Annotated in this window: 24 protein-coding genes and 1 riboswitch; of the genes, 9 read left to right on the forward strand and 15 right to left on the reverse strand. The window is 71.8% G+C overall.

The window, feature by feature from the left end; all coding sequences use genetic code 11:
• Positions 1 to 167 precede the first annotated feature (167 nt).
• Positions 168 to 632, forward strand: coding sequence for a hypothetical protein (locus ACFYXC_RS38590; RefSeq protein ID WP_388905731.1), 465 nt, complete (start codon positions 168 to 170; stop codon positions 630 to 632).
• Positions 633 to 661: 29 nt separating this feature from the next.
• On the opposite strand, the gene ACFYXC_RS38595 is transcribed toward ACFYXC_RS38590, so the two are convergent.
• Positions 662 to 1,834, reverse strand: a complete 1,173-nt coding sequence (locus ACFYXC_RS38595; RefSeq protein ID WP_389557418.1) for a GNAT family N-acetyltransferase — start codon at positions 1,832 to 1,834, stop codon at positions 662 to 664.
• 333 nt (positions 1,835 to 2,167) lie between these two features.
• Here ACFYXC_RS38595 and ACFYXC_RS38600 point away from each other — a divergent pair, with 333 nt between their 5' ends.
• Complete coding sequence (locus ACFYXC_RS38600) at positions 2,168 to 2,896, forward strand: hypothetical protein (RefSeq protein ID WP_389557420.1); 729 nt, start codon at positions 2,168 to 2,170, stop codon at positions 2,894 to 2,896.
• A 56-nt stretch (positions 2,897 to 2,952) separates the two neighbouring features.
• On the opposite strand, the gene ACFYXC_RS38605 is transcribed toward ACFYXC_RS38600, so the two are convergent.
• Positions 2,953 to 4,632, reverse strand: coding sequence for a cellulase family glycosylhydrolase (locus tag ACFYXC_RS38605; RefSeq protein WP_389557421.1), 1,680 nt, complete (start codon positions 4,630 to 4,632; stop codon positions 2,953 to 2,955).
• 186 nt (positions 4,633 to 4,818) lie between these two features.
• A riboswitch (cobalamin riboswitch) is annotated at positions 4,819 to 5,002 on the forward strand.
• Positions 5,003 to 5,031: 29 nt separating this feature from the next.
• Between ACFYXC_RS38605 and ACFYXC_RS38610 the strand changes: the two genes are divergently transcribed.
• From ACFYXC_RS38610 to ACFYXC_RS38625, 4 genes are read left to right on the forward strand one after another with little or no spacing between them, the layout of a single operon-like run.
• Complete coding sequence (locus tag ACFYXC_RS38610; protein ID WP_389557422.1) at positions 5,032 to 5,745, forward strand: energy-coupling factor ABC transporter permease; 714 nt, start codon at positions 5,032 to 5,034, stop codon at positions 5,743 to 5,745.
• Positions 5,742 to 6,227 carry an energy-coupling factor ABC transporter substrate-binding protein gene (locus ACFYXC_RS38615; RefSeq protein ID WP_389557423.1) on the forward strand — a complete coding sequence of 162 codons (486 nt, stop codon included), beginning with the start codon at positions 5,742 to 5,744 and terminating at the stop codon, positions 6,225 to 6,227. The genes ACFYXC_RS38610 and ACFYXC_RS38615 overlap by 4 nt, the downstream gene beginning before the upstream one ends.
• A 6-nt stretch (positions 6,228 to 6,233) precedes the next feature.
• Positions 6,234 to 6,983, forward strand: coding sequence for a cobalt ECF transporter T component CbiQ (gene cbiQ, locus ACFYXC_RS38620; protein ID WP_389557425.1), 750 nt, complete (start codon positions 6,234 to 6,236; stop codon positions 6,981 to 6,983).
• A complete protein-coding gene (locus ACFYXC_RS38625) occupies positions 6,980 to 7,840 on the forward strand; it encodes an energy-coupling factor ABC transporter ATP-binding protein (RefSeq protein ID WP_389557426.1) in 861 nt (286 codons plus the stop codon). Before cbiQ ends, ACFYXC_RS38625 begins: the two co-directional genes overlap by 4 nt.
• On the opposite strand, the gene ACFYXC_RS38630 is transcribed toward ACFYXC_RS38625, so the two are convergent.
• Positions 7,821 to 8,447 carry a GNAT family N-acetyltransferase gene (locus tag ACFYXC_RS38630; protein ID WP_389557427.1) on the reverse strand — a complete coding sequence of 209 codons (627 nt, stop codon included), beginning with the start codon at positions 8,445 to 8,447 and terminating at the stop codon, positions 7,821 to 7,823. The genes ACFYXC_RS38625 and ACFYXC_RS38630 overlap by 20 nt on opposite strands.
• 192 nt (positions 8,448 to 8,639) lie before the next feature.
• Between ACFYXC_RS38630 and ACFYXC_RS38635 the strand changes: the two genes are divergently transcribed.
• Entirely contained in the window at positions 8,640 to 9,140 is a 501-nt protein-coding gene (locus ACFYXC_RS38635; protein ID WP_389557428.1) for a lamin tail domain-containing protein, read from the forward strand.
• A gap of 101 nt (positions 9,141 to 9,241) precedes the next feature.
• Complete coding sequence (locus ACFYXC_RS38640) at positions 9,242 to 9,805, forward strand: CGNR zinc finger domain-containing protein (RefSeq protein WP_389557430.1); 564 nt, start codon at positions 9,242 to 9,244, stop codon at positions 9,803 to 9,805.
• Between the two features lie 43 nt (positions 9,806 to 9,848).
• Here ACFYXC_RS38640 and ACFYXC_RS38645 read toward each other — a convergent pair whose 3' ends face one another.
• The 7 genes from ACFYXC_RS38645 to ACFYXC_RS38675 all read right to left on the reverse strand — a co-directional run bounded on the left by ACFYXC_RS38645 (position 9,849) and on the right by ACFYXC_RS38675 (position 18,049).
• Positions 9,849 to 10,025, reverse strand: a complete 177-nt coding sequence (locus tag ACFYXC_RS38645; protein WP_389557431.1) for a hypothetical protein — start codon at positions 10,023 to 10,025, stop codon at positions 9,849 to 9,851.
• 80 nt (positions 10,026 to 10,105) lie between these two features.
• Positions 10,106 to 11,506, reverse strand: a complete 1,401-nt coding sequence (locus ACFYXC_RS38650; protein WP_389557432.1) for an FAD-dependent oxidoreductase — start codon at positions 11,504 to 11,506, stop codon at positions 10,106 to 10,108.
• Positions 11,507 to 11,711: 205 nt separating this feature from the next.
• On the reverse strand, positions 11,712 to 12,962 hold the full coding sequence (locus ACFYXC_RS38655; RefSeq protein WP_389557434.1) for a hypothetical protein: 1,251 nt from the start codon (positions 12,960 to 12,962) through the stop codon (positions 11,712 to 11,714).
• A 58-nt stretch (positions 12,963 to 13,020) separates the two neighbouring features.
• A complete protein-coding gene (locus tag ACFYXC_RS38660) occupies positions 13,021 to 14,217 on the reverse strand; it encodes an MAB_1171c family putative transporter (protein ID WP_388905693.1) in 1,197 nt (398 codons plus the stop codon).
• Between the two features lie 3 nt (positions 14,218 to 14,220).
• Positions 14,221 to 14,760, reverse strand: a complete 540-nt coding sequence (locus ACFYXC_RS38665) for a toxin-antitoxin system, toxin component (protein ID WP_388905690.1) — start codon at positions 14,758 to 14,760, stop codon at positions 14,221 to 14,223.
• 544 nt (positions 14,761 to 15,304) lie between these two features.
• Positions 15,305 to 17,398 (reverse strand): DUF1996 domain-containing protein, encoded by a 2,094-nt coding sequence (locus ACFYXC_RS38670; RefSeq protein WP_389557436.1) that lies wholly within the window; start codon positions 17,396 to 17,398, stop codon positions 15,305 to 15,307.
• A 414-nt stretch (positions 17,399 to 17,812) separates the two neighbouring features.
• Entirely contained in the window at positions 17,813 to 18,049 is a 237-nt protein-coding gene (locus tag ACFYXC_RS38675) for a DUF6296 family protein (protein ID WP_388905685.1), read from the reverse strand.
• 378 nt (positions 18,050 to 18,427) lie between these two features.
• Here ACFYXC_RS38675 and ACFYXC_RS38680 point away from each other — a divergent pair, with 378 nt between their 5' ends.
• On the forward strand, positions 18,428 to 21,220 hold the full coding sequence (locus ACFYXC_RS38680) for a SpoIIE family protein phosphatase (protein WP_389557437.1): 2,793 nt from the start codon (positions 18,428 to 18,430) through the stop codon (positions 21,218 to 21,220).
• A gap of 35 nt (positions 21,221 to 21,255) precedes the next feature.
• Here ACFYXC_RS38680 and ACFYXC_RS38685 read toward each other — a convergent pair whose 3' ends face one another.
• The 5 genes from ACFYXC_RS38685 to ACFYXC_RS38705 form a co-directional block, all read right to left on the reverse strand.
• Positions 21,256 to 22,794 (reverse strand): MFS transporter, encoded by a 1,539-nt coding sequence (locus ACFYXC_RS38685; RefSeq protein ID WP_389557439.1) that lies wholly within the window; start codon positions 22,792 to 22,794, stop codon positions 21,256 to 21,258.
• A gap of 105 nt (positions 22,795 to 22,899) precedes the next feature.
• On the reverse strand, positions 22,900 to 23,073 hold the full coding sequence (locus ACFYXC_RS38690; protein WP_389557441.1) for a hypothetical protein: 174 nt from the start codon (positions 23,071 to 23,073) through the stop codon (positions 22,900 to 22,902).
• A gap of 132 nt (positions 23,074 to 23,205) precedes the next feature.
• Entirely contained in the window at positions 23,206 to 24,771 is a 1,566-nt protein-coding gene (locus ACFYXC_RS38695; RefSeq protein ID WP_389557442.1) for an FAD-dependent oxidoreductase, read from the reverse strand.
• A 92-nt stretch (positions 24,772 to 24,863) separates the two neighbouring features.
• Positions 24,864 to 25,748, reverse strand: a complete 885-nt coding sequence (locus ACFYXC_RS38700; protein ID WP_389557443.1) for an SDR family oxidoreductase — start codon at positions 25,746 to 25,748, stop codon at positions 24,864 to 24,866.
• 103 nt (positions 25,749 to 25,851) lie between these two features.
• A complete protein-coding gene (locus ACFYXC_RS38705) occupies positions 25,852 to 26,235 on the reverse strand; it encodes a helix-turn-helix transcriptional regulator (protein ID WP_389557444.1) in 384 nt (127 codons plus the stop codon).
• Positions 26,236 to 26,420 lie beyond the last annotated feature (185 nt).

Below are 26,420 nucleotides of genomic sequence, written 5' to 3' on the forward strand. Positions count from 1 at the left end.
GCGCCGCCCTCGACCTCTCCCAGATGCACATCTCCCGCCTGCTCACCCGCACCCTCAACCGCCTCCGCGCCGGACTCCTCGCCGCCTGACGCGGGTGCCGCACCGGCGCCCCCCTCGTTCACCGTCCACCGTTCAGCGTTCACCGGATCGAAAGGACCAGCCAGGCCGTGAGTGAAGAGCAGGATCCCCTCCGCGAGTCGGCCGCGCCGATCGTGACCGAGCCCGTGCCGGACCTCCAGCTGCAGATGCTGGTACGGCTGGTCGGCCAGGACCCGCAGGCCGCTCTTCCGGTCACCCTGGTCATCGGGGGCGGCCTCCTCTACGGCGACCTGATCTCGCACAAGGCGTGGACCACCGACTGGGCGCACAGCCTGCGCGGTGTCGACGGACCCGGCGCCCAACTGCTGGAGCGGTTTCCCGAGCAGGTGGACCAGGCGGTCGCGGAGAAGCAGGGACGCCCCGGCCCGCAGCGGCTGCCGCAGTGGATCCACCTGCGCGACGCCACCAGCGTCGTCGGGCCGGGCGGGCCCGTCGTCATGCCCCTGTGGCGGGGGCGGCTCACGGACGTCTCCGGATGGTCCCTCGGCAAGCCCGACAGCTCCCTGGGAGAGACCGGCGACGACCACCGCTGACAGGGCCCGGCCATGGCCGGTGGCCCCGCTCACCGCGTACGGGGCGCCGCCCGGCCCGCGCCCTGGACCGTACCGGCGGAGGTGCGCAGCGCGCCGACCGCCTTCAGCAGCCGGTCGGCCGGTTCCCTGAGGGCGGGATGGGCCAGGACCGTGTTCCGCAGGCCGCGTACCGGTCTGCGCCACAGCCGGTGCGCCGTCGCCACCGGGTGCGGGCGGACGGCGAACCCTTCCCCGACCCGCAGCTCGCGGGTCTTCAGCCAGTCCTTGTACTCCTTGTCGCCACGCCCCAGGTCCATGACCCGCACACCCTCCCGGGCCGCGGCCTCCGCCATCCGGAGGTGCATGACCAACCCCGGTGAGTAGTAGCGTAGTTCGGGGTCGTACGTGGTGAACCAGGCGGCGAACACCGTGCGGGATCGCGGGCCGAAGTGCGCGGCCACCGGCCGGTCCCCGGCATACAGCACGGAGAGGACGCCGGTGAAATGCTCCTCGCGGACGCGGAAGAGATCGTCCACCACGTTCACGATCCAGGGCCGCGCGAACCGGTCCATCCGCGAAGTCCTGCGGTACTGGGCGGACTTCCACTCCATGAGGGTGCGCAGCATCGCGGGGTCGCGCTCGTCGAAGACGAAGCGCATCTCGCCCAGATCACGCCCCAGGCGCCGTTCCTTCTTCAGCGTCGTCTTGGCCAGCCCGGGGTACGCGCCCCGCAGCCACTGCGCGTAACTGCCGTCACCGGCCTTCAGGTCGACCACCGGTGACGCGAACGTCCCGGTGACGAAGCGGGTGAACGGCCGCTGTTCCCCGACGAGATGGTCGAACTCGAAGACCGACAGCCCACAGGCCCGCAGCAGCCGCCCGGTGTCCCAGGTGACTCCGGGCCGGTGCACGAGGGCCTGGCAGTCGGACAGTCCCAGACCGATCGCCCGGCCCACCCCGAAGGAGTTGCGCTCGTACGGGAGGAAGCCCACGGCCTCGCCGTCCTCGTGCAGGACCGCCACCCGCGCCCCGCCGCGGTGTCTGCCGATGCCGGCCGCGAACTCCGGTGACAGGAAGGGGTTGGCGTACTCGGGTGACTCGTCCGCCGCCCGGTGCCAGGCCCGGCGCAGCGCCTCACTGAGCGACTCGGGCCTGTGGATGCTGATCTCCACCTCGGATCGACCGTCCTCCCCCGTCCCGGCCGTGGCCGGGACCCGTAGCATGCGGCGAGGCTCAAACTTCGCGAAACAGCACGCACACTGTCAAGGGTGCCGGTCGTATCGAATGAGGTGACGTGACGGAAAAATCGGTCGAGGCATCCGTTCCGTCACCTTGAAGGTGGAAAACGAGACATGACTTCGCGCCCGGGACATGACCGCGCACGGCGGGTCCGGTGACTGTCCCGCGCGTCCCCGCCTGCGCCTTCGCGGACCGCGTGGGCGTGTACGGGGTCTGCTCGCCGGTGAGTTGGCCCGCGCAGGTCGGGGATCATGGCCTGGATGATGCGAGTAGCATCCGGCCCCAGCACCACACGATGACGAGGAAGGGTAACCGCCATGTCCGAAGTCGAATCGGCCGCCACGAAGCTCAAGACCCAGTACGCCGCACAGGTGGCTGGGGACCTCGAACGCAACACCAAGGAGCAGGAACGTATCGGCGCCGAAGTGGCGGCGCTGGAGGAGCAGTTGCGCGCCCTGCGGCACGACCAGACCCTGCTGGCGGAACTGCAGCGGGCCCTGGGCGGTGACGACTCCGCGCAGTCCGGTACCGCGGACGGCGCCGCGCCCAAGCCTTCCGTACCGCGTCAGGCGTCGGCAGCCACAGGCACCAGGCGCAAGAAGGCCACCACCGCGAAGCCCGCCACGAAGTCCGCTGCGAAGCCGGCTGCCACCAAGCCGGCCGCCGCGTCAGGTGCCCCGAAGCCTGCCGCGAAGTCCGCCACGAAGTCCGCGGCGGTCAAGCCCGCCGGGGAGCAGCCGGCGGCCGGCAAGCCCACTCTCGTGGAGCTCATCCGCGACCACCTCGGCCGGCAGTCCGAGCCGCGCTCGTCGGCGGAGGTCGCCACCGCGCTGGCCGAGGCCCATCCCGACCGGGACATCAAGCCCAAGGTCGTACGCACCACGGTGGAGGGGCTCGTCGCCAGGGGGCAGGTCCAGCGCACCAAGCAGGGGTCGTCCGTCTTCTACACGACGGCGAAGGCCGCGCCCGCCCCGGCCGCGACCGCGGACACGGGCGCAGCTCCCACCGGGACCGCCGAACAGTCTGCGAACACGGACACCGCCTGACCTGCGCGGCCCAGCCGACGGGGCGCGGTGGCCCCGCCGGCCCGATGGGCGCCGGGTCAGGCGGCGGCGCAGGTGGTGCCGTTGAGGGCGAACGCGGCCGGGGCCGTGTTGGCGGCACCCCTGGCGGCGGTGAAGCCGACACTGACCGAGCCGCCCGCGGGGATGTCGGACGTGTACGAGGCGGGCGCGACGCTCACCGTCGCGCCGCTCTGGGTCGGTGTCCCTCCCCACATGTTCGAGACCGTCTGACCGTTGGCGAAGGCGAAGACCAGCTTCCAGCCGCTGATGGCGGCGGGGCCGGTGTTGCGGATGGTGATCTCACCCTGGAAGCCCCCCGGCCACTCGTTGGCGACGCGGTAGCCCACGGAGCAACTCGCCCCGGGTGTGCCGCCGCCCTCGTCCGTGGTGACGTTCACCGTGGCCGAGCGGGCCGAACGGTTCCCGGCCGCGTCACGTGCGTAGACGGCGAAGGCGTAGGCCGTGTCCGCGGTGAGGCCGGTCACGGTGGCGGTGGTGGTGGCGGACGCGGCGACCGTGCTCTCGGCGCCACCACCGACCCGGACGACGTCGTAACCGGTGACACCGACGTTGTCGGTGGCGGCGCCCCAGGTGAGGGTCACCGAGGTGGCCCCCACGGCGGAGGCGGCGGGGGTGCCCGGAGCGGTCGGGGCCTGGGTGTCGCCCGGGTCGCCGCCGCCGAAGACCGTGGCCTCCTTCGAGGTCTGGACGATGCCGTTGGCGCCGTTGAAGATGCGTTGCCCCCAGGAACTCAGCCGGCTGGGGTCGAAGCCGATCGCCAGGTCGAGGACGGGGTCGGTGTTGCCGCTCCAGGACCAGGCGAGGTAGCCGAGCCGGAGCTGCTGCGCCGCGGCCATCATGGTGTCCTCGTCCGGGTCGCCGTACTGGTCGGCCGGTCCGCCGAACTCACCGATGAGGATGGGCAGTCCGGCGTTCACGAAGGCGTTCAGGTAGTCCGTGATCTCCTGCGCGGTGTCGTAGACGCTGTACATGTGGATCGAGAAGATCAGGTTGCCCGTGGGGTCGGCGTCGTAGACCGACCGGGCGTTGGCGCGCATGACCCCCTGCCAGTCCTGACCCCAGTTGGGCGCGTCGACCATGATGATGTGCTCGAACCCCGCGGTGCGCAGCTTCTTGATCGCGGCGGTCGTGGGGGCGGTCCAGCCGGCGGGGTCGGTGTTGCCCCAGGGCTCGTTGCCGATGTTGACGATGACGTAGTTCTCCTGGCCGGCGAGCACGTTCTTGAGGCTGATCCAGTAGTCGGCCGCGTGGTCGAGCGTGCCGGCCGCCGCCTCCTCGCCGTAGCCGGTGGTGTCGTGCACCTCCAGCACACAGATCAGCCGGTTGGCCTTGCACTGGGTGATGACGGCGGCGACGTCCTCGGGGCTGTTCCTGGTCCATCGGTGGCCGTCGGAGAGGACGACACGGACCGTGTTGGCGCCGAGTGCCTTGATGTCGGCCAGCGACTGCGTCTCACCCGGATACCAGGTGTGGGCGTGGTTGACGCCCCGCATGACGAAGTCGTTCCCGTTGCCCTCCAGCAGGCGGCCGTCGTCGACATGGAGGCCGGTCGCGCGAGCGCCTGAGGGCTCGGCGTGTGCCGTGGCCGGGACCAGGGCGCCCGCGACGGTGAGCCCGAGGAAGGCGGCCAGTCCGGCCAGCAGGGCGCTGACATGACTCTTCCGTGTGGTGCGTGTGGTGCTTCTTGTTCTTCTCACTGCGACTCCAGGAGTGAGCGTCAAGAGGCGTTGGCTTCGGATGGTGGGAGCGCTCCCACAGCGTTCCCATGAAGTCATCTTGCCAGGGGCACGTCAAGACTTGGCGCACGCTCCGACGCGTAACAGATGGTCAGGAGCCACCCGTGCGCCCCTGGGGGGCCGCTTGTCACCACCCCGGTACGCGCACTACTGTCACCACGCCTTGGTGCTCGGGAAATCGGTGTGATGCCGGTGCGGCCCTCGCCACTGTGATCGGGAAGTCCGGCTCCGGCCCTCACGGGCAGCCACTGGGTCCTCGGACCCGGGAAGGCGGAGCGCGGGTGGTTTTGACCCGTAAGCCAGGAGACCGGCCAAGGCGCGTCAACCATCCACGAGGTGCTGGAGAGGGTCTGCTGAGCCATGCACATAGCCGAGGGTTTCCTTCCTCCGGCGCACGCGGTCGCCTGGGGCGTCGCGTCGGCGCCGTTCGTCGTCCACGGAGTCCGGTCGCTCACCCGTGAGGTCAGAGAGCACCCCGAGAGCACGCTGCTCATCGGGGCGTCCGGGGCCTTCACGTTCGTCCTCTCCGCCCTGAAACTGCCGTCGGTGACGGGGAGTTGCTCGCATCCCACGGGCACGGGCCTCGGCGCCATCCTGTTCCGGCCGCCGGTCATGGCGGTCCTCGGCACCATCACCCTGCTCTTCCAGGCGCTGCTGCTCGCGCACGGCGGGCTCACCACGCTGGGTGCCAACGTCTTCTCGATGGCGATCGTCGGGCCGTGGGCCGGCTACGGGATCTACCGGCTGCTCCGGCGGTTCGGCGTGCCGCTGATGGTCGCGGTGTTCTTCGGCGCTTTCGTCGCCGACCTGTCCACCTACTGCGTGACCAGTGTGCAACTGGCGCTGGCGTTCCCCGACCCCAGCAGCGGATTCCTGGGCGCACTCGGCAAGTTCGGCTCGATCTTCGCCGTCACCCAGATCCCGCTCGCGGTGAGCGAGGGGCTGCTGACCGTCCTCGTGATGCGGCTGCTGGTGCAGTCGAGCAAGGGGGAACTGACCCGGCTCGGCGTGCTCCTCACCAGGAAGCAGTCCCCGGCCGAGCAGGCCGGGACGACCGGGGCGGTGGCCCGATGAGCCGCAACGCGAAGATCAACTCCCTGCTGCTGTTCGTGGTGGCCGCCCTCGCCGTACTGCCGCTGGCTCTCGGTCTCGGCGACCACAAGGAGGAGCCGTTCGCGGGCGCCGACGCGGAGGCGGAGACCGCGATCACCGAGATCGAGCCGGACTACGAGCCGTGGTTCTCCCCCCTGTACGAGCCGCCGTCCGGGGAGATCGAGTCGGCCCTGTTCGCCCTCCAGGCAGCCCTCGGCGCGGGCGTCCTCGCCTACTACTTCGGCGTGCGCCGGGGCCGGCGGCAGGGCGAACTGCGCGCGCTGGCCCAACTGGACGCGCGGGACGGGCAAGACGCGCAGGATGCGGGGCCCGGGCCCGGCACGGCGCCGGACGGCGGCACGAGGGGCCCGGACGGGGAGACGGCCCCGGACGGCCCGGCGGCCTCGGTGGGCGCGCCCGGCGCCGTCGCCGACGGTGGCGGGTCCGCGGCCGGCCGGACCTGAGTCCTCGTGCTGCCCATCGACGCGGCGGCGCACAGCAGTCGCTGGCGCCGCCGCCATCCCGTGGACAAGGCCGTGCTCGGGCTCGGTCTGACCGTGCTGGCGATCTCGCTCCCGCCCTGGCCGGGCGCCGCACTGGTGCTGGTCACGGCCCTGGTCGCGCTGCTCGGCCCGGCCGCCGTGCCCGCCCGCCGGCTCTGGCGCGCCTACCGGGTGCCGCTGGGTTTCTGCGTGACCGGGGCGCTCCCGCTGCTCGTCCAGGTGGGCGGCCCGGACGGGTTCCTGACCCTGGCCGCGGGCGGGCCGGTACGCGCCGGGGAACTGGTGCTGCGTACCTCCGCGGCCTCCCTCGGTGTCCTGCTGTTCGCGTTCACCACTCCGATGTCCGACCTGCTGCCGCGGCTGGTGAACGCCGGGGTGCCCGCACCGGTCGTCGACGTGGCCATGGTGACGTACCGGATGAGCTTCCTGCTCCTCGACTCCGTGCGCCGGATCAGGGAGGCGCAGGCCGCCCGGCTGGGTCACACCACGCGGGCCGCGACCTGGCGTTCGCTGGCCGGGCTCGGCGCCACCGCCTTCGTCCGGGCCTTCGACCGGGCGGCCCGGCTGCAGACCGGGCTCGCCGGGCGCGGTTACGACGGCACCCTGCGCGTCCTGGTGCCGGAGGCCCGGATCTCCCCCCGCTTCACCCTCGCCGGTGCCGCGCTGCTCGTGGCCGTGGCCGCACTCACCTTCGTACTGGAAAGGCCGCTGCGATGAGCGAGCCCGTGCTGGTCGCCCTGCGGGGCGCGTCCTACGCGTACGAGGACGGGCCGACCGTGCTCAGCGGTCTCGACTTCGCCGTGCGCGCGGGGCGCGCGCTCGCGCTGCTCGGCCGCAACGGCAGCGGCAAGACCACGCTGATGCGGCTGCTCAGCGGCGGACTGCGCCCGCACACCGGGCAGTTGACCGTCGGGGACGACCCGGTCCGCTACGACCGCAAGGGCCTGACCCGGCTGCGTACGACCGTCCAGCTGGTGGTGCAGGACCCGGACGACCAGTTGTTCGCCGCGTCCGTCGCCCAGGACGTGTCGTTCGGACCGCTGAACCTCGGCCTGCCCGACACGGCGGTCCGGGCCCGGGTGGCCGAGGCGCTCGCCGCGCTGGACATCACCGCCCTGGCCGACCGGCCCACCCACCTGCTCTCCTACGGACAGCGCAAGCGGGCCGCGATCGCGGGAGCCCTGGCGATGCGGCCGCGTGTCCTGATCCTCGACGAACCGACGGCTGGGCTCGACCCGGACGGCCAGGAGCGGCTGCTCGCAACCCTCGGCGGGCTGCGCAGGAGCGGCACCACCGTGGTGATGGCGACGCACGACGTGGACCTGGCCCTGCGCTGGGCCGACGACACGGCGCTGCTCACCCCGTCCGGGGTGGTCACCGGCCCCGCGGCCACCACCCTGGCCCGCACCGACCTCCTGGAACAGGCGGGACTGCGCCTGCCGTGGGGCATCGCGGTGACCGGACTCCTGCGCGCCCAGGGCCTCCTGCCCGCCCTGTCCCCCGGTCCGCGCACCGCGGACGAACTGGCCGCGATGGTCCCGGGGCTCGGCCCGGTCACCCTGCCGCGGCCGTAGACCTGCCGAGGTAGGTGAGGGGGCCCGGGTCGGGCACCGGGATCTCGTGGAAGCCGAGGCGGTCGTAGAACGCTCTCGCGGCGGTGTTCGCGGTGACCATGCCCAGGTGCACCGCCGGAACGCCGCGGTCGGCCAGGGCCGCCAGGAAGGTCTCCATCAACTTCCGGCCGAAGCCCCGGCGTTGATAGTCCGGCAGGAGGTCGATGTGCAGGTGGGCCGGATAGGCGTCCAGTTCGGGCAGGATCATCCGCTCGGGAGTGTGCAGGAGGCGGATCATCTCCTCACCGGGGTCACGCGGTTCGGTGACGGGTTCGGGATAGCGCCGGGCGACGCGTGGGATCCATGTCTCGCGGAAGTCCTTGACGAACCGCCGGGTGTCCGCGGTGCCGACGACATAGCCGACGGCCCGGCCCGAACCGTCGTCCAGGACGAACGCCAGCTCCGGCTCCAGGTGGCAGTACGGCGCGGCGAAGAGGGACGGCATCAGCTCCTCGTCGGGGTACCGCTCCCGCGAGTCCCCTCCGTCGAGAGCGGTCAGTACGCAGACGGCCGCGACCCCGGCACGGTCGGTGGGTCGGTAGGGACGGATTCTCGGCTCCGGGCGCATGAGGAGCATCCTGGCCGTCGCGGGAGCGCTCCCACAAGGGTGTGCCCCGAAGCGAGTCGTGCCACATTTCTAACCCGCCGTCATTTATCACCTTTCAGCGAAGGAAGAGGGGGTTTCCCACTCTCCGACATGGATGTTTCACGACATGGTTAGGCTCCGGGTTCTTGCAGGCATCCGGAGGGGGAATTTCTCATGCGCAATCACCCGGTCATAGCCGTGACCGTCGCCGCCGTCACCACCGGCGCGCTGGCCGTCGCCGCCGTACCGGCCCAGGCGGCCGAGTACCACTCGGCGCTGAAGATCCGCGGCGTGCAGTACGACGCACCCGGCAGAGACTCGAACAGCTGCGCCACCGGCAACACGGACGAGGAATACCTGACGATCAAGAACTACTCGTCGTCGGCGACGGTCAATCTCAGGAACTACCTCGTGAAGGACGCGACCGGCAATCGCTTCCTCTTCACCGCGAACCACTACCTCCAGCCCGGTGACCACGTGAAACTGCGCGGCGGCAACGGCACCGACTCCGACAGCGGGAACGTCGTCCACCGCGACAACTGCAACTTCATGTGGAACAACCCGGGCGACACGATCTACCTCTACAAGCCCGCCGGCGGCCGCTCGGACGTGCACGCCTACACCAAGAGCGGTTCGGACTCCGACGGCAACGGCTACATCCGCTTCCACAACTGATCCCGAACCGATCGGCGCCCCGTCACCGGCCGACCGGTGACGGGGCGTGGCACGTACGGCACGGATTGCACGGGGGCGACGTCACCTGTCAGGATGGTGACGTGAATGCGGATCATGTCTTCGTGTGCGGGAACCCGGCCCTGGACTTCGCCGCGACGCTCCGCGCCCGCCGCACCCTTCGCTTCGAGACGCTCCTGTCGCCGGAGCGGCTGGACGCCTGGTACCTGCGAGCGGGGATGGTCGACACCCTCTCCCCCAGCCGGGAATCCGACGTCGCCCGGGCGATCGCCGTACGGGAGGCCGTCTACGGGCTGGTCACCGCCAGGCGGCTCGAAGAGCCCTACGACGACGAGGCACTCGCCACGGTGAACGGCGCGGCGCGCAAGCCTCCCGTGACACCGCAGCTCACCGCGGCGGGCCGGCGGACGGACGCGACACCGGAGGAGGCACTGTCCACGGTGGCGCGGCACGCCGTCGAGGTGCTCAGCGGCCCGGACGTACCGCTCCTCAAGGAGTGCGGCAATCCTGAGTGCACCCGCGTCTACATCGACCGCTCGCGCGGCATGCGCCGGCAGTGGTGCGGGATGGAGTCCTGCGGGAACAGGCTGAAGGCCGCGGCCTACCGCGCCCGCAGGAAGCGGGCACAGGAGCCTGCCGGCCACTGATCACCTGATCCGCCGGCTGCGGTGGCACGAGGGCCACCGGCTCTCAGACGACGTTGCGGACGAGCCACTCGTCGTCGTTGTAGTCGTTGCGCGCGGGGTCCTGGACCGTCGCCGGCTTCTCCTCGACGGTGTCCGCGAGGCGGACCCTCTCCGGCAGCGTGCCGAACCGCGCGCGGCGTGCCGCCTCGGCGACATCCGTGACCGTCTCTTCGTGCACCATCCCGGCCTCCCGTGCTGTCGGAGCGGTGACGGTGCATGACGTCACCTGCTTGACTGGTGACGATCCTCTCAGGAGGGCCGTCACCGGTCAAGGGCGGCCCCGCGCTCACGGGCCGTCAGCGGCGGGCCCGCGAGCGGCGGCTTCTTGCGGCCGAAGCAGACCAGGGCGAGCATGTCGGGCATGAGCAGCCGGGCCGGCGGCTTCTCCATGCTCATCACGTCCAGCAGGATGCGCAGGGCGTGGGGGTTGCGCGACCCGGCGTCGACGGCCCTGTCCACGAAGGCGGCCAGCAGCCTTTCGAGCGGGGTGGGCGGCTCGTCACTGGCGCCCGGGTAGAACACGTCCTGCCCCACCGCCAGACTCCACGCGTTCTCGACCGGGCGGGCCGCGCTCCGCTGGATGCGCCGTGCCGTGCCGGGCGCGCGGAGATCCTGCCGCTCCAGGATGCGGCGCAGTGCGACGACGCTCTGCGCCGCGGCGCTCAGCCCGTGCCCGTAGACGGGGTTGTAGCCGGCGACGGCCTCGCCGAGGACGGCGAAACCGTCGGGCCAGCGCGCGGCCTTCTCGTAGTAGCGCCGTCTGTTGGCCGTGCTGCGGGTGGTGACGACGTCCGTCTCGGGCTCGGCGTGGGCGAGGAGTTCACCGATGACGGGGTGCGGCAGTCCGAGGGCGAAGGGCACGAACTCCTCGTTGTCGGCGCTCGGCCGGCCTCCCCGGGTCCCGGCGAGCGTGACGAGCCAGCGGCCGCCCTCGATGGGCGTGATGATGCCGCCCCTGCCGGGGTTCTGCCGCGGGTCGGCCTGGACGTTGACGATCGGGAAGCCGTCGGCGGTCGTGCCGGGGGCGCGGTAGATCCGGCTGGCGTAGCCGAACCCGGCGTCCACCGTGCGCTCCGTCACGGGTGGCAGCCCCAGCTCCCGCAGCCACACGGGGGCGCGGCTGCCCCGCCCACTGGCGTCGAGCACCAGGTCGGCCGGGAGGGTGCTGTCGGTGTCCGCCGACCGGACGCGGACTCCGGACACCCGGCGGGCGCTGCCGCGCAGGGACAGCAGTTCGGTCTCCTGGCGCAGGGTGATGCGGTGGTCCCGCAGCACCCGGGCGCGGATCACCGCGTCGAGCAGGTCGCGGCTGCACAGCAGGTTGACGTGACCGGTGTGGGTGAAGCGCCGGAACCACTGTCCTGAGGGAGCCTTGGACACCAGGTCGGCCATGACCGGTGTCCTGCGGGCGCCGCGTCCGACGAGTTCGTCGACGATGCCCGGCAGGAGGTCGTCGAGGGCCTTGACGCCACCGGACCACAGGACATGGGCGTGCCGGGCCTGCGGGAGGCCCTTGCGGGCCCGTGGGCCGTCCGGCAGGAGGTCCCGCTCGATGATCGTGACGTCCGCGTGGTCGGCGAGTACCGATGCGGCCAGCATGCCCGTCATGCCCCCTCCGACGACGATCGCGCTGCGCCTGTGGGTGGAGTTCGTGTCAGGCATGGGTGTGGGCCCTCTCTGTTGACCGCCGTCGGCGCGTGGCTGCGGCACGCGGGTCGCGCGCGTATCCGTGCTCGCCGAGCGAGGAAGCCGGATCCTCTTCGATCCGGCAGCCCCTTGATCGAACCATGGTCGGGGCGGGCGCCCGCCATGCGCCTCGCGTCGCCAACTCGGCCGCGGGGCATCATCGTGACAGGGCGTCAGTCGGTCAGTCGTGCACGACTCGCTGCCGGGCCGCCCGTCGCCGGGCCTCGGCGACGACGGGTGAGGACGACAGGGCCCTGGCGAGCTCCACCATCAGGTGGGGCTGTGTGACGGACCGCAACCGCCCCACCTCGGCCGGGGGTTCGGGGTTCGGGCCCGAGGACACCCGCACCCTGGCCGCGGCGAGCATCGCCGCCTCGGCCACGATCTCCGCGTGGTCCAGGGCTGCCCGGTCGCACGGCGCGGACGCGGGCGAACCCAGCGGGGAGAAGGCAGCGGGTGCGGGAGCGGCGCACCGGGGCGCCTGGGCGCGCACCGCCGAACAGGCGGCCCTGCGTACCTCGTTGTCGAGGTAGGGCGAGCACACCAGGACTCCGTCCAGGATCGTGATCTCCTGCTGGACCAGACGCACCACGGGGAAGTCCCACCAGTGGGTGTCGGCCAGCGGTGTCCGCAGGTCCCGCAGCTCCAGCCAGAGGGGCCGCAGGAGCCGGCAGCGCCGCCAGGCGCGGAAGTTGTTCGCGGTGGAGGGTCCGACGCGCGGCAGCGCGAAGCCGGCGGCGACGGTGACACCCGCGACCGCCACGAGGGGCGGCGAGAGACTCGTGGAGAGGAAGTCCCAGTCGCGGCCGCTCCACCGGGCGCCGATGGCGGCGTACTTGGCCAGCTGGTACGACAGGTCGAACAGCACGCCGACGACGATCAGGGTCAGGCCCGTGCGGGTGAGGTCCCGCACCTTCCGCAGCCAGCTCACGCACATCCCTGCCAGGGCGGCGGTGGCCGCGGTGTGGGACACCAGGTACAGCAGGATCATCTCCCTCATGTACGGCGTCCTGGCGTAGTACGTGTCCAGGTCACGGGTCCGTTCGACCGGCACGTGGGCCAGGGCGAAGAGGGTGACGATCCCGATGATGACCAGCCCGTAGACGCACACCACCAGGCGGGTCGCGCGCGCGACCCGCTCCAGCGCTCCGCCCCGCCAGGCGATCATCAGGACGAGATAGCAGGCACTGAGTGCGGACATCCCCGAATAGACCAGCGGCGCCGAGAAGTTGGCGATGCCGGTGAGGGCGTTGACGACGCTGATGGTGGGAGGCGCGGACAGGATGCACACGACGGCGCCGATGAGCAGGACCGAGATGCTCGCGGCCATCAGCGGGTCACGCCACGAGCCCTTCATGGCCGACAGGTTGAAGGCGGCGGTGACGAGAAGGAACACGCCGGGGATGTAGAAGACGACATCCATGGCCGTCACCGCCCTTTCGCACGGGGCGGGACGGGGCCGAGCGGCGGTGCGGGGGTGCGAAGGCGGTTCATGTGGGGGACTTCTCGCCGTCCTCGGCCGGGGAAGGGGCAGGTCTCCGGCGGGCCGCCGCGACGATCTCGGACGTGCGCAGTGCGGCCGACACACCCACCGGGGTGGTGCGCACCGCGGTGATCTCGGAGTGTTCGGGGCGGACGCGGGAACCGACGGGAACCCCCTGGCGGGCGGCCCGGACGGCGGCGGCGACCATCGCCGCGTGACCGATCCGGGCGGCCTCGTCGTCGGCGTGGCCGGCGGCCGCCGCCGCCCGCTGCGCGCGTGTGCGGACCCCGGCGTCGAACCACGGCGCCACGAGGCTCAGGCCGTCCTGGATGCCCGCCTCGCGCTGGGTCAGGCGGACCTGGGGCGACGAGTACCAGGCGATGGGCCCGGCGAGCGGCGTCCGGGGCGAGGCGAACCCGAGTTCACGCCACAGCGGCCCGAGCTTGCGGTAGGTCCTCGCCGCCCGCCAGTTCCAGACCACCCAGGGCCCCACCAGCGGCAGCAGGAAGCCCACGGTGGCGCAGGGGGCGGACAGCGCCGACAGGAGGGGCGCCAGGGTCGTGCTGAGGGGGCCCCAGTCCTGGCCGGCCCAGCGCGCCACCACCGCCGCCAGTTTGAGGCCGCTGAAGGCCAGGTTCAGGAGCCAGCCGACGACGAGGATCCACAGCCCGGCCCGCAGCCACCCGTCCACCTGGAGCGCCCAGCGCCAGCACAGCACCGTGGTGACGAGCGCGGCGGTCATGTGGGCGAGCAGGTACAGCACGATCATCTCGCGGATGAACGGGGTCGTCGCGTAGTAGGTGTCGAAGTCGGTGTGCCGCTCCACGGGGGCGTCACCGACGGCGAAGAGGACCACCAGCAGGACGATGACCAGGGCGTACGCGGCCTGCCAGCGCCGCGAGACGCGCTGCACGTGCGCGGGCGGACCCCCGCGCCAGTGGACGATGAGCAGCAGGCAGGCGGCGCTGAAGGCGCTGATGATGCCGTACACCAGCGCGCTGGAGAAGTTGGCCGTCCCGGTGACCTCGTTGACGGCCGTGATCGTGGGCGGAGCGGCGAAGAAGAAGCCGGCGCCGCCGAGAGCGATCACGACGCAGACGGACCGGACGAGCGGGTCGCGCCAGTCCTTCACCAGGCCCGGCAGCTTGACGGCCAGGCCGATCAGCATGGCGACGGCCGGTATGTAGTAGTCCGAGGAGTCCACGGCTCAGACCTGTGGCCTGCGCTGTCCCAGCGACGCACCGATACGCCCGGCGATCCGGCCCCGGTCCATGGCCGCGCTGCCGGGTTCCCCCTCCAGCCACACGCGGAAGCGGGTGACCGCCAGCAGGCCGAACCTCTCGGCGTCCGCCTCCTCGCGCCGGTCGAACTCGGTGCGGGCGGCCACCTTGCGTACCGGCTCCTGCAGTTCGGCCAGTTCGGCGCCGGTGGAGAGCATCCGGGCCGCCACCGCCTTGCCGACGACGTGGTTGCCGCAGTCTCCCCTGAGCATGTGCCAGACCTCGTGGAAGAAGATCGCCAGCTGGTGCAGGGGCGTCGCCCGCTTGTCCACCACGATCAGGTCGTAGGCGGGGAGGTCGAGCCAGAGTCCGCTGGCGGTCTGCTGCGGGAACTCCTCCTTCACGAGCCGCACCTCGCGGCCTCTCAGCTCGCTCACGGTGGTGACCAGCGCGGCGAACAGCGCGTCGGGGTCCGTCGGCACGGGCAGACTGAGCCCGTCGACCAGCTGACCGATCAGGTTCCGCATCTCTCTGGCTCTGCCTGTGCGCACCGCTCTCCCCGTGAACCTCCGCACGGGCACCGTCGCACGGCGTCCGCGGAATCCTCGACACTGACCACCGGCACGGGCTCCAGCGCGCCCAACTCGGTAGGCAAATATGTCAAACAAGAGCCGTGGCGGCCACACCGGCCGCCGAGAAGTACCTCCGGGACGACGGACAGAAGTCCCGAACACGCCTAACATGTACGGTTTCGTCCCTGGCGCATCCGTTGCGTTCACGGGACGCTTCTGCCGACGCCGGTGCGTGCCCGGGGAGCCGCGCCCGCCGGGCCGCCCGGTACGTCCTACCCGTCGGCGGTGACATCGTGCCTGCGTACGGCGGGCGTGGCGCGGCTCGGAGCGGGTCCGGACGCGCGCGGTCCGTTCCCCGGCCCCGCGAAGGCCACGGTTGCGACCCGTCGGTAAGGGCGTGATCCAGTCACTCGTCGCTCTCCGTGCCGCTCACGCACGGAGGGCGGCCGGACCCGCCTGCGCGGGTCCGGCCGCCCTCCGTGAGGTGCGTGGAGCGGTACTACCTCGACCTGTTGGCCATCCGGCGCAGGAGCACGAAGCCGGCGAGCACCAGCAGTCCTCCGGCCGCGGCCGGCCACAGCTGTGTCCCGGTGTCCGCGAGTCCGCCGGAGACCGCCTGCGGTTCGGTCACTCCGCCCGCGTCCTCGGGTTCGGGGCCGGGCACGGCGTTGCCGGAGTCCGAGCCGCCCGTCGAGCCGGCCGCGTCACTCCCGGCCGCCGACGGGGACGTGGCCGCCTTGGGCGCCGGGTCGTTCTTGCCGGCACCGTCCTGGCCCGCGCCGTCCGCCGGCTCGGTCCCCTGCGTGTTGCCGGCGGAGGGCTCCGGCGCGTTCTCGTCGCCGTCGTCCTCCGGGGCGTCGGTCTGGCCGTCGTCCCCGGGCTGGTCGTTCCCACCGGGCTGCTCGTTGCCGGGCTGCTCGTCGCCGCCGCCGGGCTGCTCGTTCCCGGGCTGCTCGTCGCCGTCACCCGGCTGCTCGTTCCCGGGCTCGTCGCCGCCCGGCTGCTCGTTGCCCTCGGTCGGGTCCGGCGTGGGCGCCGGCGGGTCGGTCGGCTCCTCGCCGCCACCGCCGCCGTCACCGCCACCGCCGTTGCCGCCGTCCGCGGCGTCGCACTCGCGGCCCTCGTTGATGCAGTCCACCATCTCCTTCATCAGCGCCTCGTCGAAGACGTTGATGAAGTCGCCGTGGTCGGTGACCGGCTTGTGGAGCTGCTCGGGGAAGGAGTCGACCGCGAACAGCGGCTTCGTCTTGCCGCCGTCGGCCACGCTGGGCGCGTCGATGTCGTAGACGATGCGCTGCACCAGCTGCGGGATGGCCTTGAAGTCGTTCGCGCAGGTGCCGTCGGCGGCGGCGAACGCCACATGGGTGCGGTGGTTGGCGCTGTCGATGTTCCGGCCGTCCCAGCAGCTCTGGAACTTGAAGGTGCGGACCACGTCACTGCCCTGGGGGCAGAGGGGGTACTTGTCCTTCAGCTGGCGGTCCTCGAAGCCCGTGCAGCTCCACGACGCGTTGGCGTTGGCGGGGCCGTTGACGAACGCCTTGGCGTCGCCGGTGATGATGCGCAGCAGCTTCGGCATGGCCGTGACCTCGCCGCGCGGGTTGCCCTCGAACGACATCGTGACCTGCTTGGGCGTGACGATCTCACCCGCGTTGCCCTCGATGCCGCCGCCGGGAGAGGCGGCGTCCTTCTCCTCGGTGCCGTTCTGCAGCCGCACCACGGGCCAGAAGTACGAGGACTTGTCGCCCTCGTTCTCGCAGGTCGTCTCGGCGTTCGCCAGGTCCTCGTCGCTCGCGAAGGCGTCGTTGGACTGGTTGCCGACGTAGTCGTGGAAGTGGTGGGCGCCGTTGGTGACACCGGGAGCCACGATCACGTTGTCGGAGTTGAAGAGGCCGTTCTCGTTCACACCGCAGCTGGTGGTGAAGGAGCCCTTCGAGGCGCCGCCCCGGGCACCCGGCTTCTGCACGTTGGGCTGGACGGTGGAGATGTCCACGAAGTCCGCCGCCACGGGGCCGTTCCCTGCCTGGCCGCCGTTGCCGGGCGGCTGCTCCTCCTGGCCCTGGTCGCCGCCCTGGTCCTGGCCCTGACCCTGGTCCTGGCCGTCCTGGTTCTCGCCGCCGGCCCCGTCGCCGTCCTGGCCGTCGCCGTTCTGCTCGCCGTTCCCCTCGCCGTCCTGCCCGTTCTCCGGCGCGTCCTGGTTGCCGGAGGCGCGCAGGATGCAGGGAGCGAAGGCGTCCAGCCCTTCCGGGCGGTCCCCCACGGCGTCGATGGCTGCCGCGATGCGCTCGATCGTCGCCGCTCGCTTGTCCTTGAGCGGATTCATGATCGAGTTCTCGGCGAAGCTGCCGTCCTGCTTGATCGCCTCCGCGGAACTCTGCAGCCGCTGGTATGCCTCGGCGATCTGCTTGTCCAGGAGGGCGAGTTCCTTGTCGACCTCCGTCTTGGCCCCGTCCGGCACCGCTGCCAGCTCGCTGCCGACATCCGGGCAGTCGATCGTGGCGGCACCCGAGGCAAGGACCTGGCCGGCCTCGCCCGAGGTGCTCTCGGAGGCCGTGGCGTAGACGTTCGCCGCCGCCAGCCCACCTCCTCCCAGCATCAGCGCGACCGCCCCGATGGTCGCGCGTCGTGCGCCTGTTGGGCGTCTGCGCGTGTTGCGTACCAAGGATCTACTCCTACGCTTCGTTGCCGACCGGCATGGCAATCCCCCGCTTCATACGGAGATGAAGCTCCGAGTGTTCAGCCGCATCTCGGATTCTTGGAAACCTCTCATGAACCAGACGTTTACGGGACCGGTGTCCGGGCAATCACGTTTTCCTGCGGTCTGGTTGGGGAAGGGCGTTCCGACGGGCCTCCACGGGAAGCGAGTTGGCCTGTTCCTGCCGGTTTCGCACCGCCGGGCCCCGGGCGCGTATGAGTTTTCCCACGCCCGGACGGCCAGTAGGTCATCCCGGTAGGTCATCTCCGTGCGCGACACACACTCCTGTCGCGCCGCGAACCCGGGCCCTCGTCCTCAGGGCAGGGGTTCGGCCGAGGGCGGGCCGGGGGACTGGTAGCCGCCGCTGGCGAGCATCCGGACCTCTCCCGCCGGGCTGATCTCGGCGCGGAGGATGCCGGTGGGGTCGCAGTAGACCGGGTTGCCGCCCGGCCCGAGGGACGCGGTGCGTTCGACGATCACCTCGTCCCGGTCGGGGCCCGCGCCCGGTAGCCCATGGGTGAAGGTCAGCCGGTAGCGGTCCGGGAGCTGCATGACGGCCTCCGTTCGGGCTGCGGCCGCAGGACGGGCAGACGCGTCCGCTTCCACCGCGTCCACTTCCATAGCGTCCACTTCCATGATGCGGCCGGATCGCGCCGACGGCAGAGCGTCCCCGGCGCGGGCGGGGCGTCCCCGGTGTGGCCGGGGCGTGCGCGCCGGGCATCGGCCGTGATGGCGCACGCCCCGCACACGCCTCGTGCACGTCTCGCGCGCGCCCCGCGCGGCTCCGCGCAGGTGTGAGCGGGCGGACCGCCCGCCCGGCCGGCTTCGCGGCGATTGCGCCCGTGGTCCGGGCCACGCGGGCCGGACTCGCGTCCGGCGCACCACTGGCGCCCCTCGCCTCCTGGCTCCCGGCAGTGTAGACATGGGCATATGGTCCGACTCTTGGGTCGATCCTGGGCCCGGTCGACCTCCCGCTCCAGCGGTCTGCGCGCACGGCGCGGAGATGACCGCTCGCACGGTACCCACGGGCGGCGGACACCGCGAGGACCGCTCGGCCGGCCGGAGGCGCCGAAGGACGGGCCCCGTCGCCGCGTCACGATACTGCGGTCGGCACTGGGCGGACGGAGCGTCGCGGGCCAGGTCTTCGTCCTCCAGGTGGCGATCGTGCTGCTGCTGGTCGTGGCCGCGGTCGTGGCACTGGTCCTCCAGGTGCGCCACGACAGCACCGAGGAGGCGCGCAACCGCTCGCTGGCCGTCGCCGAGTCGTTCGCCAACGCCCCGGGCACCCGTGAGGCGCTGACCGCCCCCGACCCCACGGCGGTGCTGCAGCCGCGCGCCGAGGCGGCCCGCGTGCGGTCCAGGGTGGACTTCCTCGTGGTGATGAACACCGACGGCATCCGCTACACCCACCCCAAGCCGGACCGGATCGGCAAGAAGTTCGTCGGGACCCTCGGCCCGGCGCTGGCGGGCAGGTCCTTCACCGAGGAGATCACGGGGACCATCGGACCGCTGGTGCAGGCCGTGGTGCCCATCGAGGCGGACGACGGCTCGGTCGTCGGTCTGGTGTCGGCCGGCATCACGACCGAGAACGTGGGAGGCGTCGGGGACCGGCAGCTCCCGCTCCTGCTGACCGCCGCGGCCGCCGCCCTGGTGCTGGCCCTGGGAGGGACGGCGCTGGTGAGCAGACGGCTGCTGCGCCAGACGCACGGCCTGGGTCCGTTCGAGATGACCCGGATGTACGAGCACCACGACGCGGTGCTGCACGCGGTCCGCGAGGGCGTGCTCATCGTCGGCGGCGAGGGACGGCTGCTGCTCGCCAACGACGAGGCCCACCGCCTGCTGGATCTCCCCCGGGACGCCGAGGGCCGCCACGTCCAGGAACTCGGCCTGGACACCGACACCGCCGCCCTGCTGGCCTCGGGACGGGTCGCCACGGACGAGGTCCACCTGGTCGGTGACCGCCTGCTGGCGGTCAACCAGCGGCCCACCGACCTCAAGGGCGGCCCCGCGGGCAGTGTCGCCACGCTCCGCGACTCGACCGAGCTGCGGGCGCTGTCCGGCCGGGCCGAGGTGGCCCGCGAGCACCTCAAGCTCCTGTACGACGCCGGAGTGGGCATCGGCACGACCCTGGACGTGACCCGTACCGCCCAGGAGCTGGCGGAGGTGGCCGTCCCGCGCTTCGCGGACTTCGCCACGGTGGACCTGGCCGAGGCCGTGCTGAACGGGGAGGAACCCGACGCGGGCACCTCGCTGCGCCGTACCGCGTTCAGCGGGATCCGCAAGGACGCCCCGCTGTACCCGGTGGGCGAGCGGATCGGGTTCATCGCGTCCACGCCGCAGGCGCAGAGCCTCGGCACCGGCGAGGCGGTGGTCGCGCCCGACCTGAGGGAGGCGCACGGCTGGCTCGCCCAGGACCTCGGGCGTACCGCGCAGGTCGTGGAGTACGGGATCCACTCGCTGATCACGGTCCCGCTGCGGGCGGGGCACCTGGTGATGGGCGTGGCGAACTTCTGGCGCTCGGAGAAGCCCGAGCCGTTCGACACGGAGGAGCTGGCCCTCGCCGAGGAGCTGGTCGCCCGGGCCGCGGTCTCCATCGACAACGCGCGCCGCTACACGCGCGAGCACACCATGGCCGTGACCCTCCAGCGCAGTCTGCTGCCCCGCAACCTGCCCGAGCAGAGCGCCTTGGAGATCGCCTACCGCTATCTGCCCGCCCAGGCGGGGGTCGGCGGCGACTGGTTCGACGTGCTGCCGCTGTCCGGTGCCCGGGTCGCGCTGGTCGTGGGTGACGTCGTGGGCCACGGACTGCACGCGGCGGCCACGATGGGCCGGCTGCGGACCGCGGTCCACAACTTCTCCGCGCTGGACCTGCCGCCCGACGAGCTGCTGGGGCTCCTCGACGAGCTGGTCGGCCGGATCGACCAGGACGAGGTGACGGACGACGGCAGCGCCGCCGTCACCGGCGCCACCTGTCTGTACGCGGTCTACGACCCGACCTCGCGGCAGTGCACCGTGGCCCGTGCGGGCCACCCGCCGCCCGCGGTGATCCGCCCGGACGGCAGTGTGGAGTTCCCCGAGGTGCCCGCCGGGCCGCCGCTGGGTCTGGGCGGCCTGCCCTTCGAGACGGCCGAGCTGACGCTGGCGGAGGGCAGCAGGATGGTCCTCTACACGGACGGGCTCGTCGAGGACCGGGAGCGGGACATCGACGACGGTCTCGAACTGCTGCGGACCGCGCTCGTCGGAGCCGACCGGTCGCCCGAGGACACCTGCCGGGCGGTCCTCGACGCCCTGCTCCCGCCCAAGCCGGCCGACGACATCGCCCTGATCGTCGCGGGCACACGGGCGCTGGACCCCGACCGCGTCGCCGAGTGGCAGGTGCCCTCCGAACCGTCGGCCGTCGGCGAGGTGCGTGCCGCGGTCACCCGGCAGCTGACGGATTGGGGCCTGGAGGACATGGCGTTCACGACGGAGCTGATCCTCAGCGAGCTGGTCACCAACGCGATCAGGTACGGCAACGGCCCCATCCGGGTCCGTATGCTGTTCGACCGCAGTCTGATCTGCGAGGTCTTCGACGGCAGCAGCACCTCGCCGCACCTGCGGTACGCGGCGACGACGGACGAGGGCGGACGCGGCCTGTTCCTCGTCGCCCAGCTCACCGAACGCTGGGGCACCCGCTACACCCCGGCGGGCAAGGTCATCTGGGCGGACCAGCCGCTCCCCTGACCGGTCCCCGGCACCGGACCGGAGCGCACCGGCGGCTACGAGGTGCCGTTGCCCTGGAGGCGTTCGAGATCGTCGGGGCGTACCTGGATGACGAACAGGGCGACCAGGGCCGCCGCCACGGCGAAGAGGGCGGCGACGACGAAGGAGTTCGAGATGCCCGACGTCAGCACCTGGTCGCTCCAGGGCGGCGGGAGTTCCCTGGTCCTGCGGAAGTCCAGGCGCTGGGCGGGAGTCGCCTCGGCCATGAACCGGCGTACCTGCTCGGTGGCCTCGTTGCGGCTGGCCGTGCCGAAGACGGTGACGAGTACCGACAGACCGAGTGAACCGCCCACCTGCTGGGTGGCGTTGAGGATCCCGGAGGCCGCGCCCGCCTCCCGCGCCGCCACGCCCGACACCGCCATCAGTGTGAGCGACACGAAGTTCAGTCCCATGCCGAAGCCGAAGACCAGCATGGGCCCGAGGATGCTGCCCGCGTAGGTGCTGTCGACCTCGGTCAGGGTCAGCCAGCCGAGTCCGATCGCCGACAGGATCGCGCCCACCGTCATGAACGGCTTGGGTCCGTACTTCGGCAGCAGCTGTGAGGCGACCGCCGCGCCCACCGCGATGATGGCGCTGACCGGCAGGAAGGCGAGGCCGGCCCGCAGCGGGCTGAAGCCGAGGACGTTCTGCACGAAGAGCGTCAGGAAGAAGAACATGCCGAACATCGCCGCGGCCAGGCTCAGCATGATCGCGTAGACGCCGGCGCGGTTGCGGTCGCGGAACATCCACAGGGGCGTGATGGGCTGCTTCGACCGGCTCTCGACGAAGACGAACGCGCCGAGAAACACGACGGCCGCCACGAAGGCACCGACGGTCGGTCCGTCGCTCCAGCCCTCTTCCGAGGCGCGGATGAAGCCGTACACGAGCAGCACCATGCCCGCGGTGGAGGTGAGTGCGCCGAGGAGGTCGAAGTGGCCCGGTGTGCGTTCGGACTCCCGGATCCAGCGGGGGGTCGCGAGCGCGATCAGCAGGCCGATGGGGATGTTGACGTACAGGACCCAGCGCCAGTCGAGCCACTCCACCAGCAGGCCGCCCGCGAGCAGGCCGATCGCGCTGCCGCCGGCCGAGACCGCGGCGAACACGCCGAACGCCCTGTTCCGCTCGGGTCCTTCGCGGAAGGTCGTGGTGATCAGTGACAGGGCCGTCGGGGAGGCGATGGCTCCGCCGACACCCTGCAGCGAGCGTGCCGCGAGCAACTGCCAGGACTCCTGCGAGAGTCCGCCGAGCAGTGAGGCCAGCACGAAGAGCAGCACACCGAAGACGAAGATCCTGCGGCGGCCGAGGATGTCGCCCAGCCGGCCGCCGAGCAGGAGCAGCCCGCCGAAGGTCAGCGTGTAGGCGTTGACCACCCACGACAGGTTCTCCGTGGAGAAACCGAGCGAGCTCTGGATGTGCGGGAGTGCGATGTTGACGATGGTGATGTCGAGGACCACCATCAGCTGGCACGACGCGATGACGAGGAGTGCGATTCCGCTGCCTCGGCCCCGCTCCGGGGAGTCGGCAGTGCCGGAAGGTGTCGCGTGTGCGCCCGTCATGGGATCGGCTCGTGTCCTGGCGGTGTCCGGTCTCGGACGTCCGCTACCTCGACGTTAGCCCCGGGCTCCCGGCCTCACCAGTCGATCACGCGGTGGGGGCGCCGGTCAGTCCTCGCCCCTGACGATGTTCGCCTCGGGCCCGGCGGCCGTGCGGCGCGTCTGCCCGTCGGCTGTCGCCGGGAGGCAGAGGCGCACGCCGCCGTCGGGGCTGCGCCGGGCCTGCGCCCAGCCTGTCTCGGGACGGCGGGTGGTGTCCTGGGTGCTGCCGTACGCGGTCACGGCTCTCACATTCCTTCTGCGCCCGGTCCCGCACGGGGCCGGGGCTGCGTCGATGTCGCTGCCTGGGTCGGATACCGGTACCGGGTCCCCCGCGGCGGCTGCGGGAAACCCGGTGCCGGCCGGGGCCGCGCCTCAGGAGCCGTCCGCGGGCGCGTCCGTCGCGGTGTCCGGGCCGGGTACGGCGCGCTTCTCCAGCGGCCGGGTCGCGGGACCCTGGAGGATCTGTCCGTCCGGGTCGAACCGGGAGCCGTGGCAGGGGCATTCCCAGGCCCGTTCGGCGCGGTTGAAGGCGACCAGGCAGCCCAGGTGCGTACAGCGTGCCGAGACGGCGTGCACCTCTCCGGCGTCGTCGCGGTAGGCGGCGCAGCGGTGTCCGTCGATGCGGACGAGCGCGCCCTCGCCCGGGGCGAGGTCGTCCACCGAGCCCGAGGTGGGGGGCAGCCGGTCGCCGACGAAGTGCCGGGCGACCTTGGCCTGGTTCTTGAGGAAGGCCGGTGCCTCGCGCACGGCCGTACGCACCCGCCGGGGGTCGTACAGCTCGCTCCACGGCGAGCCCTGACCGGTGATCAGGTCCGACAGGAGGCGGCCGGCCATGATGCCGCCGCTCATCCCCCAGCCGCCGAAACCGGTCGCGACGTAGGTGTGCCGGCTGCCCGCGTGGAACGGGCCGACCAGCGGCACGGAGTCGGTGGTGCTGTTGTCCTGGGTCGCCCAGCGGTGGGTGAAGTCGAGCGGCCCGAAGTGTTCCGTGACCCAGGCGGTGAGCCGTCCGAACCGTTCCTCGGTGTCGGCCGTCCCCGGGGTGAAGCTCTCCCCGGTGACGATGAGCAGCCGCTGTCCGTCCGTGTACGGGGCGGTACGCACCGAGCGGGTGTTCTGTTCCGGGGTGATGTACATGCCCTGCGGGGCCGTGCCGGCCGGCATGGGGGCGGTCAGCACGAGTTCGCGGTGCGGGGAGAGCCGGGTGAACAGCAGCGCCCGGTCGAAGATCGGGTAGTGCGTGGCGACCACGACGTCCGTGGCGGTCACGGTCGGTCCCGCCTCGGTGGTGAGCCGGCAGGGCTCGCCCTCCTTCAGGCCGACGACCCTGGTGTGCTCGTACATCTGCGCGCCGTGCCCGAGGAGGTCCTCGGTGAGGGCCAGCAGGTACTTCCGCGGGTGGAACTGGGCCTGCCCGGCCACCCGGACGGCACCCGCGACGGGGAACGGCAGGTCCGTCCCGGTCACGTACTCCGCGGGCAGGCCGGCCGCGCGGGCGGCGTCCGCCTCCGCCTTCAGCTCCTCGGTCCGCCCGGACTCCAGGGTGTAGGCGAAGGAGTCGGTGTCCTCCCAGTCGCAGTCGATCCCCAGGTCGGCCACGATCGCGGCCGCGTGGCGGATCGCCTCGGACTGGGAGCGCCCGTACAGCTTCGCGGCCTCGACACCGCGGGTGCGCCGCAGCTGTTCGTAGACCAGGCTGTGCTGGGCGCTGAGTTTGGCGGTGGTGTGTCCCGTGACCCCCGTGGCGATCCGGTCGGCCTCCAGTACGGCCACGCTGCGACCGGCGCGGGCCAGCTCCCGGGCGGTGCTGAGCCCGGCGATGCCCGCGCCGATCACGGCGACGTCCACGGTGATGTCCGTGGCCAGGGGCGGGTGGAGGGCACCCGGGGGTGCCGTCTCGATCCAGTACGACGTCTGATCGCCTGCGTTACCAGTCATGGGCCCCGAGTTCCCCCTGCTCGTCGGGCGAAGCACCGGGGCGACGGGTCACCGGAGGATCGCCCTTCCGGCGGACACGGCACCCCCGCTCCTTACGGCAGGGGCGTGCCGCCGGTGGCGTTCACGATGTCCCCGGTGATGAAACTCGCCCGCTGGGAGGCCAGGAAGACGTAGGCGGGTGCCATCTCGGCGGGCTGGGCGGGCCGGCCCATCGGTGACTGCTTGCCGAACTCGGTGGTGTCCGGCATCGTCGCGGGGATCAGCGGCGTCCAGACGGGCCCGGGGGCGACGGCGTTGACGCGGATGCCGTCGGAGGCCAGCATCTGCGCCAGCCCGTGCGTGAACGTCACGATGGCGCCCTTGGTCATGGCGTAGTCCAGCAGGTGCGGGCTCGGCTGGTACGCCTGCACGGAGGTGGTGTTGATGATCGAGCCGCCCGCGGGCATGTGCTCCAGGGCCATCTTGCTCAGCCAGAACATCCCGTAGAGGTTCGTGCGCATCACCCGGTCGAACTGTTCCGTGGTGATGGATCCGATGCCGTCGGGCTGCGACATCTGGTACGCGGCGTTGTTGACGAGGACGTCGATGCGCCCGAACTCGGCGACCGCGCGTTCGACGAGCCGGCGGCACTGCTCCTCGTCGCGGATGTCGCAGGGCACCGCGACCGCCTTGCGGCCGGCCTCCTCGACGAGCCGGGCGGTCTCGCGGGCGTCGTCGGCCTCCTCGGGCAGGTACGTGAACAGGACGTCCGCGCCCTCGCGGGCGAAGGCGAGCGCCACGGCCCGGCCGATACCGGAGTCCCCGCCGGTCAGGACCGTCTTCCTGTCCGCGAGCTGACCGCTTCCCTCGTAGGACTCCTCACCGTGGTCGGGCGGCGGGTCCATCGGCCCGGTCCAGCCGGGGTGCTGCTGTTCCTGCTGCGCGAAGTCGGGCTGCGGGTGCTGGTCGACGGGGTTGCGCTGTTCGGAGTCCTTCATGGGGTGACGCCTTTCTGACCGGGTCCTGTCTTCGCCACACCTGCCAGTCCCCCGTACGGGTGGAACCACACATGTGCGTCGGCGTGCCGGGCGCCCGCCGGTGTCAGGTGTCGGCGGGCGGGGTCTGCCCGTGGGCGGGGGCCGTCCGGCGTTCCCGCAGGCGCACCTCGTGCTCGGCGTCGCGCTCGGCGTCGTGCCGGGCCAGCACCGAGAGCAGACCCGAGACGGTCAGACCCGCGTCGGCCGGGTGGCGCAGGATCGTCCCCGGCAGGATGCGGTACTCGTTGGTGCGCCCCTGCCGGGTGTGGGTGAGGTAGCCGTCCTGCTCAAGATCGGAAATGATCTTCTGCACCGCGCGCTCGGTCAGCCGGCAGCGCGCCGCGATGTCCCGGATGCGGATGTTCTGGTCGTCGGCGATCGCGGCCAGCACCCGGGCGTGATTGGTCAGGAACGTCCAGCCGGAATGTGTCTCAGGTACTCCACCCATACCAGGCAGCATACGACTTGTGATTCACGTAAACCAAAGGACGAATTACTTTTCATGTTTCTCTTGACGTGTGAAACCCTGGAGCCGAACCTGAAGGAGACAGTGACGGTGGATGCCCGGGGAGCGGCTGCCATGTCGGAACCAGTGCTTTCTGCCCGGCCCGTGGGCGGGCACGTCGCCCCCCC

This window comes from Streptomyces sp. NPDC002701, assembly GCF_042889045.1.
In the GTDB taxonomy this organism is placed as follows: Bacteria; Actinomycetota; Actinomycetes; order Streptomycetales; family Streptomycetaceae; genus Streptomyces.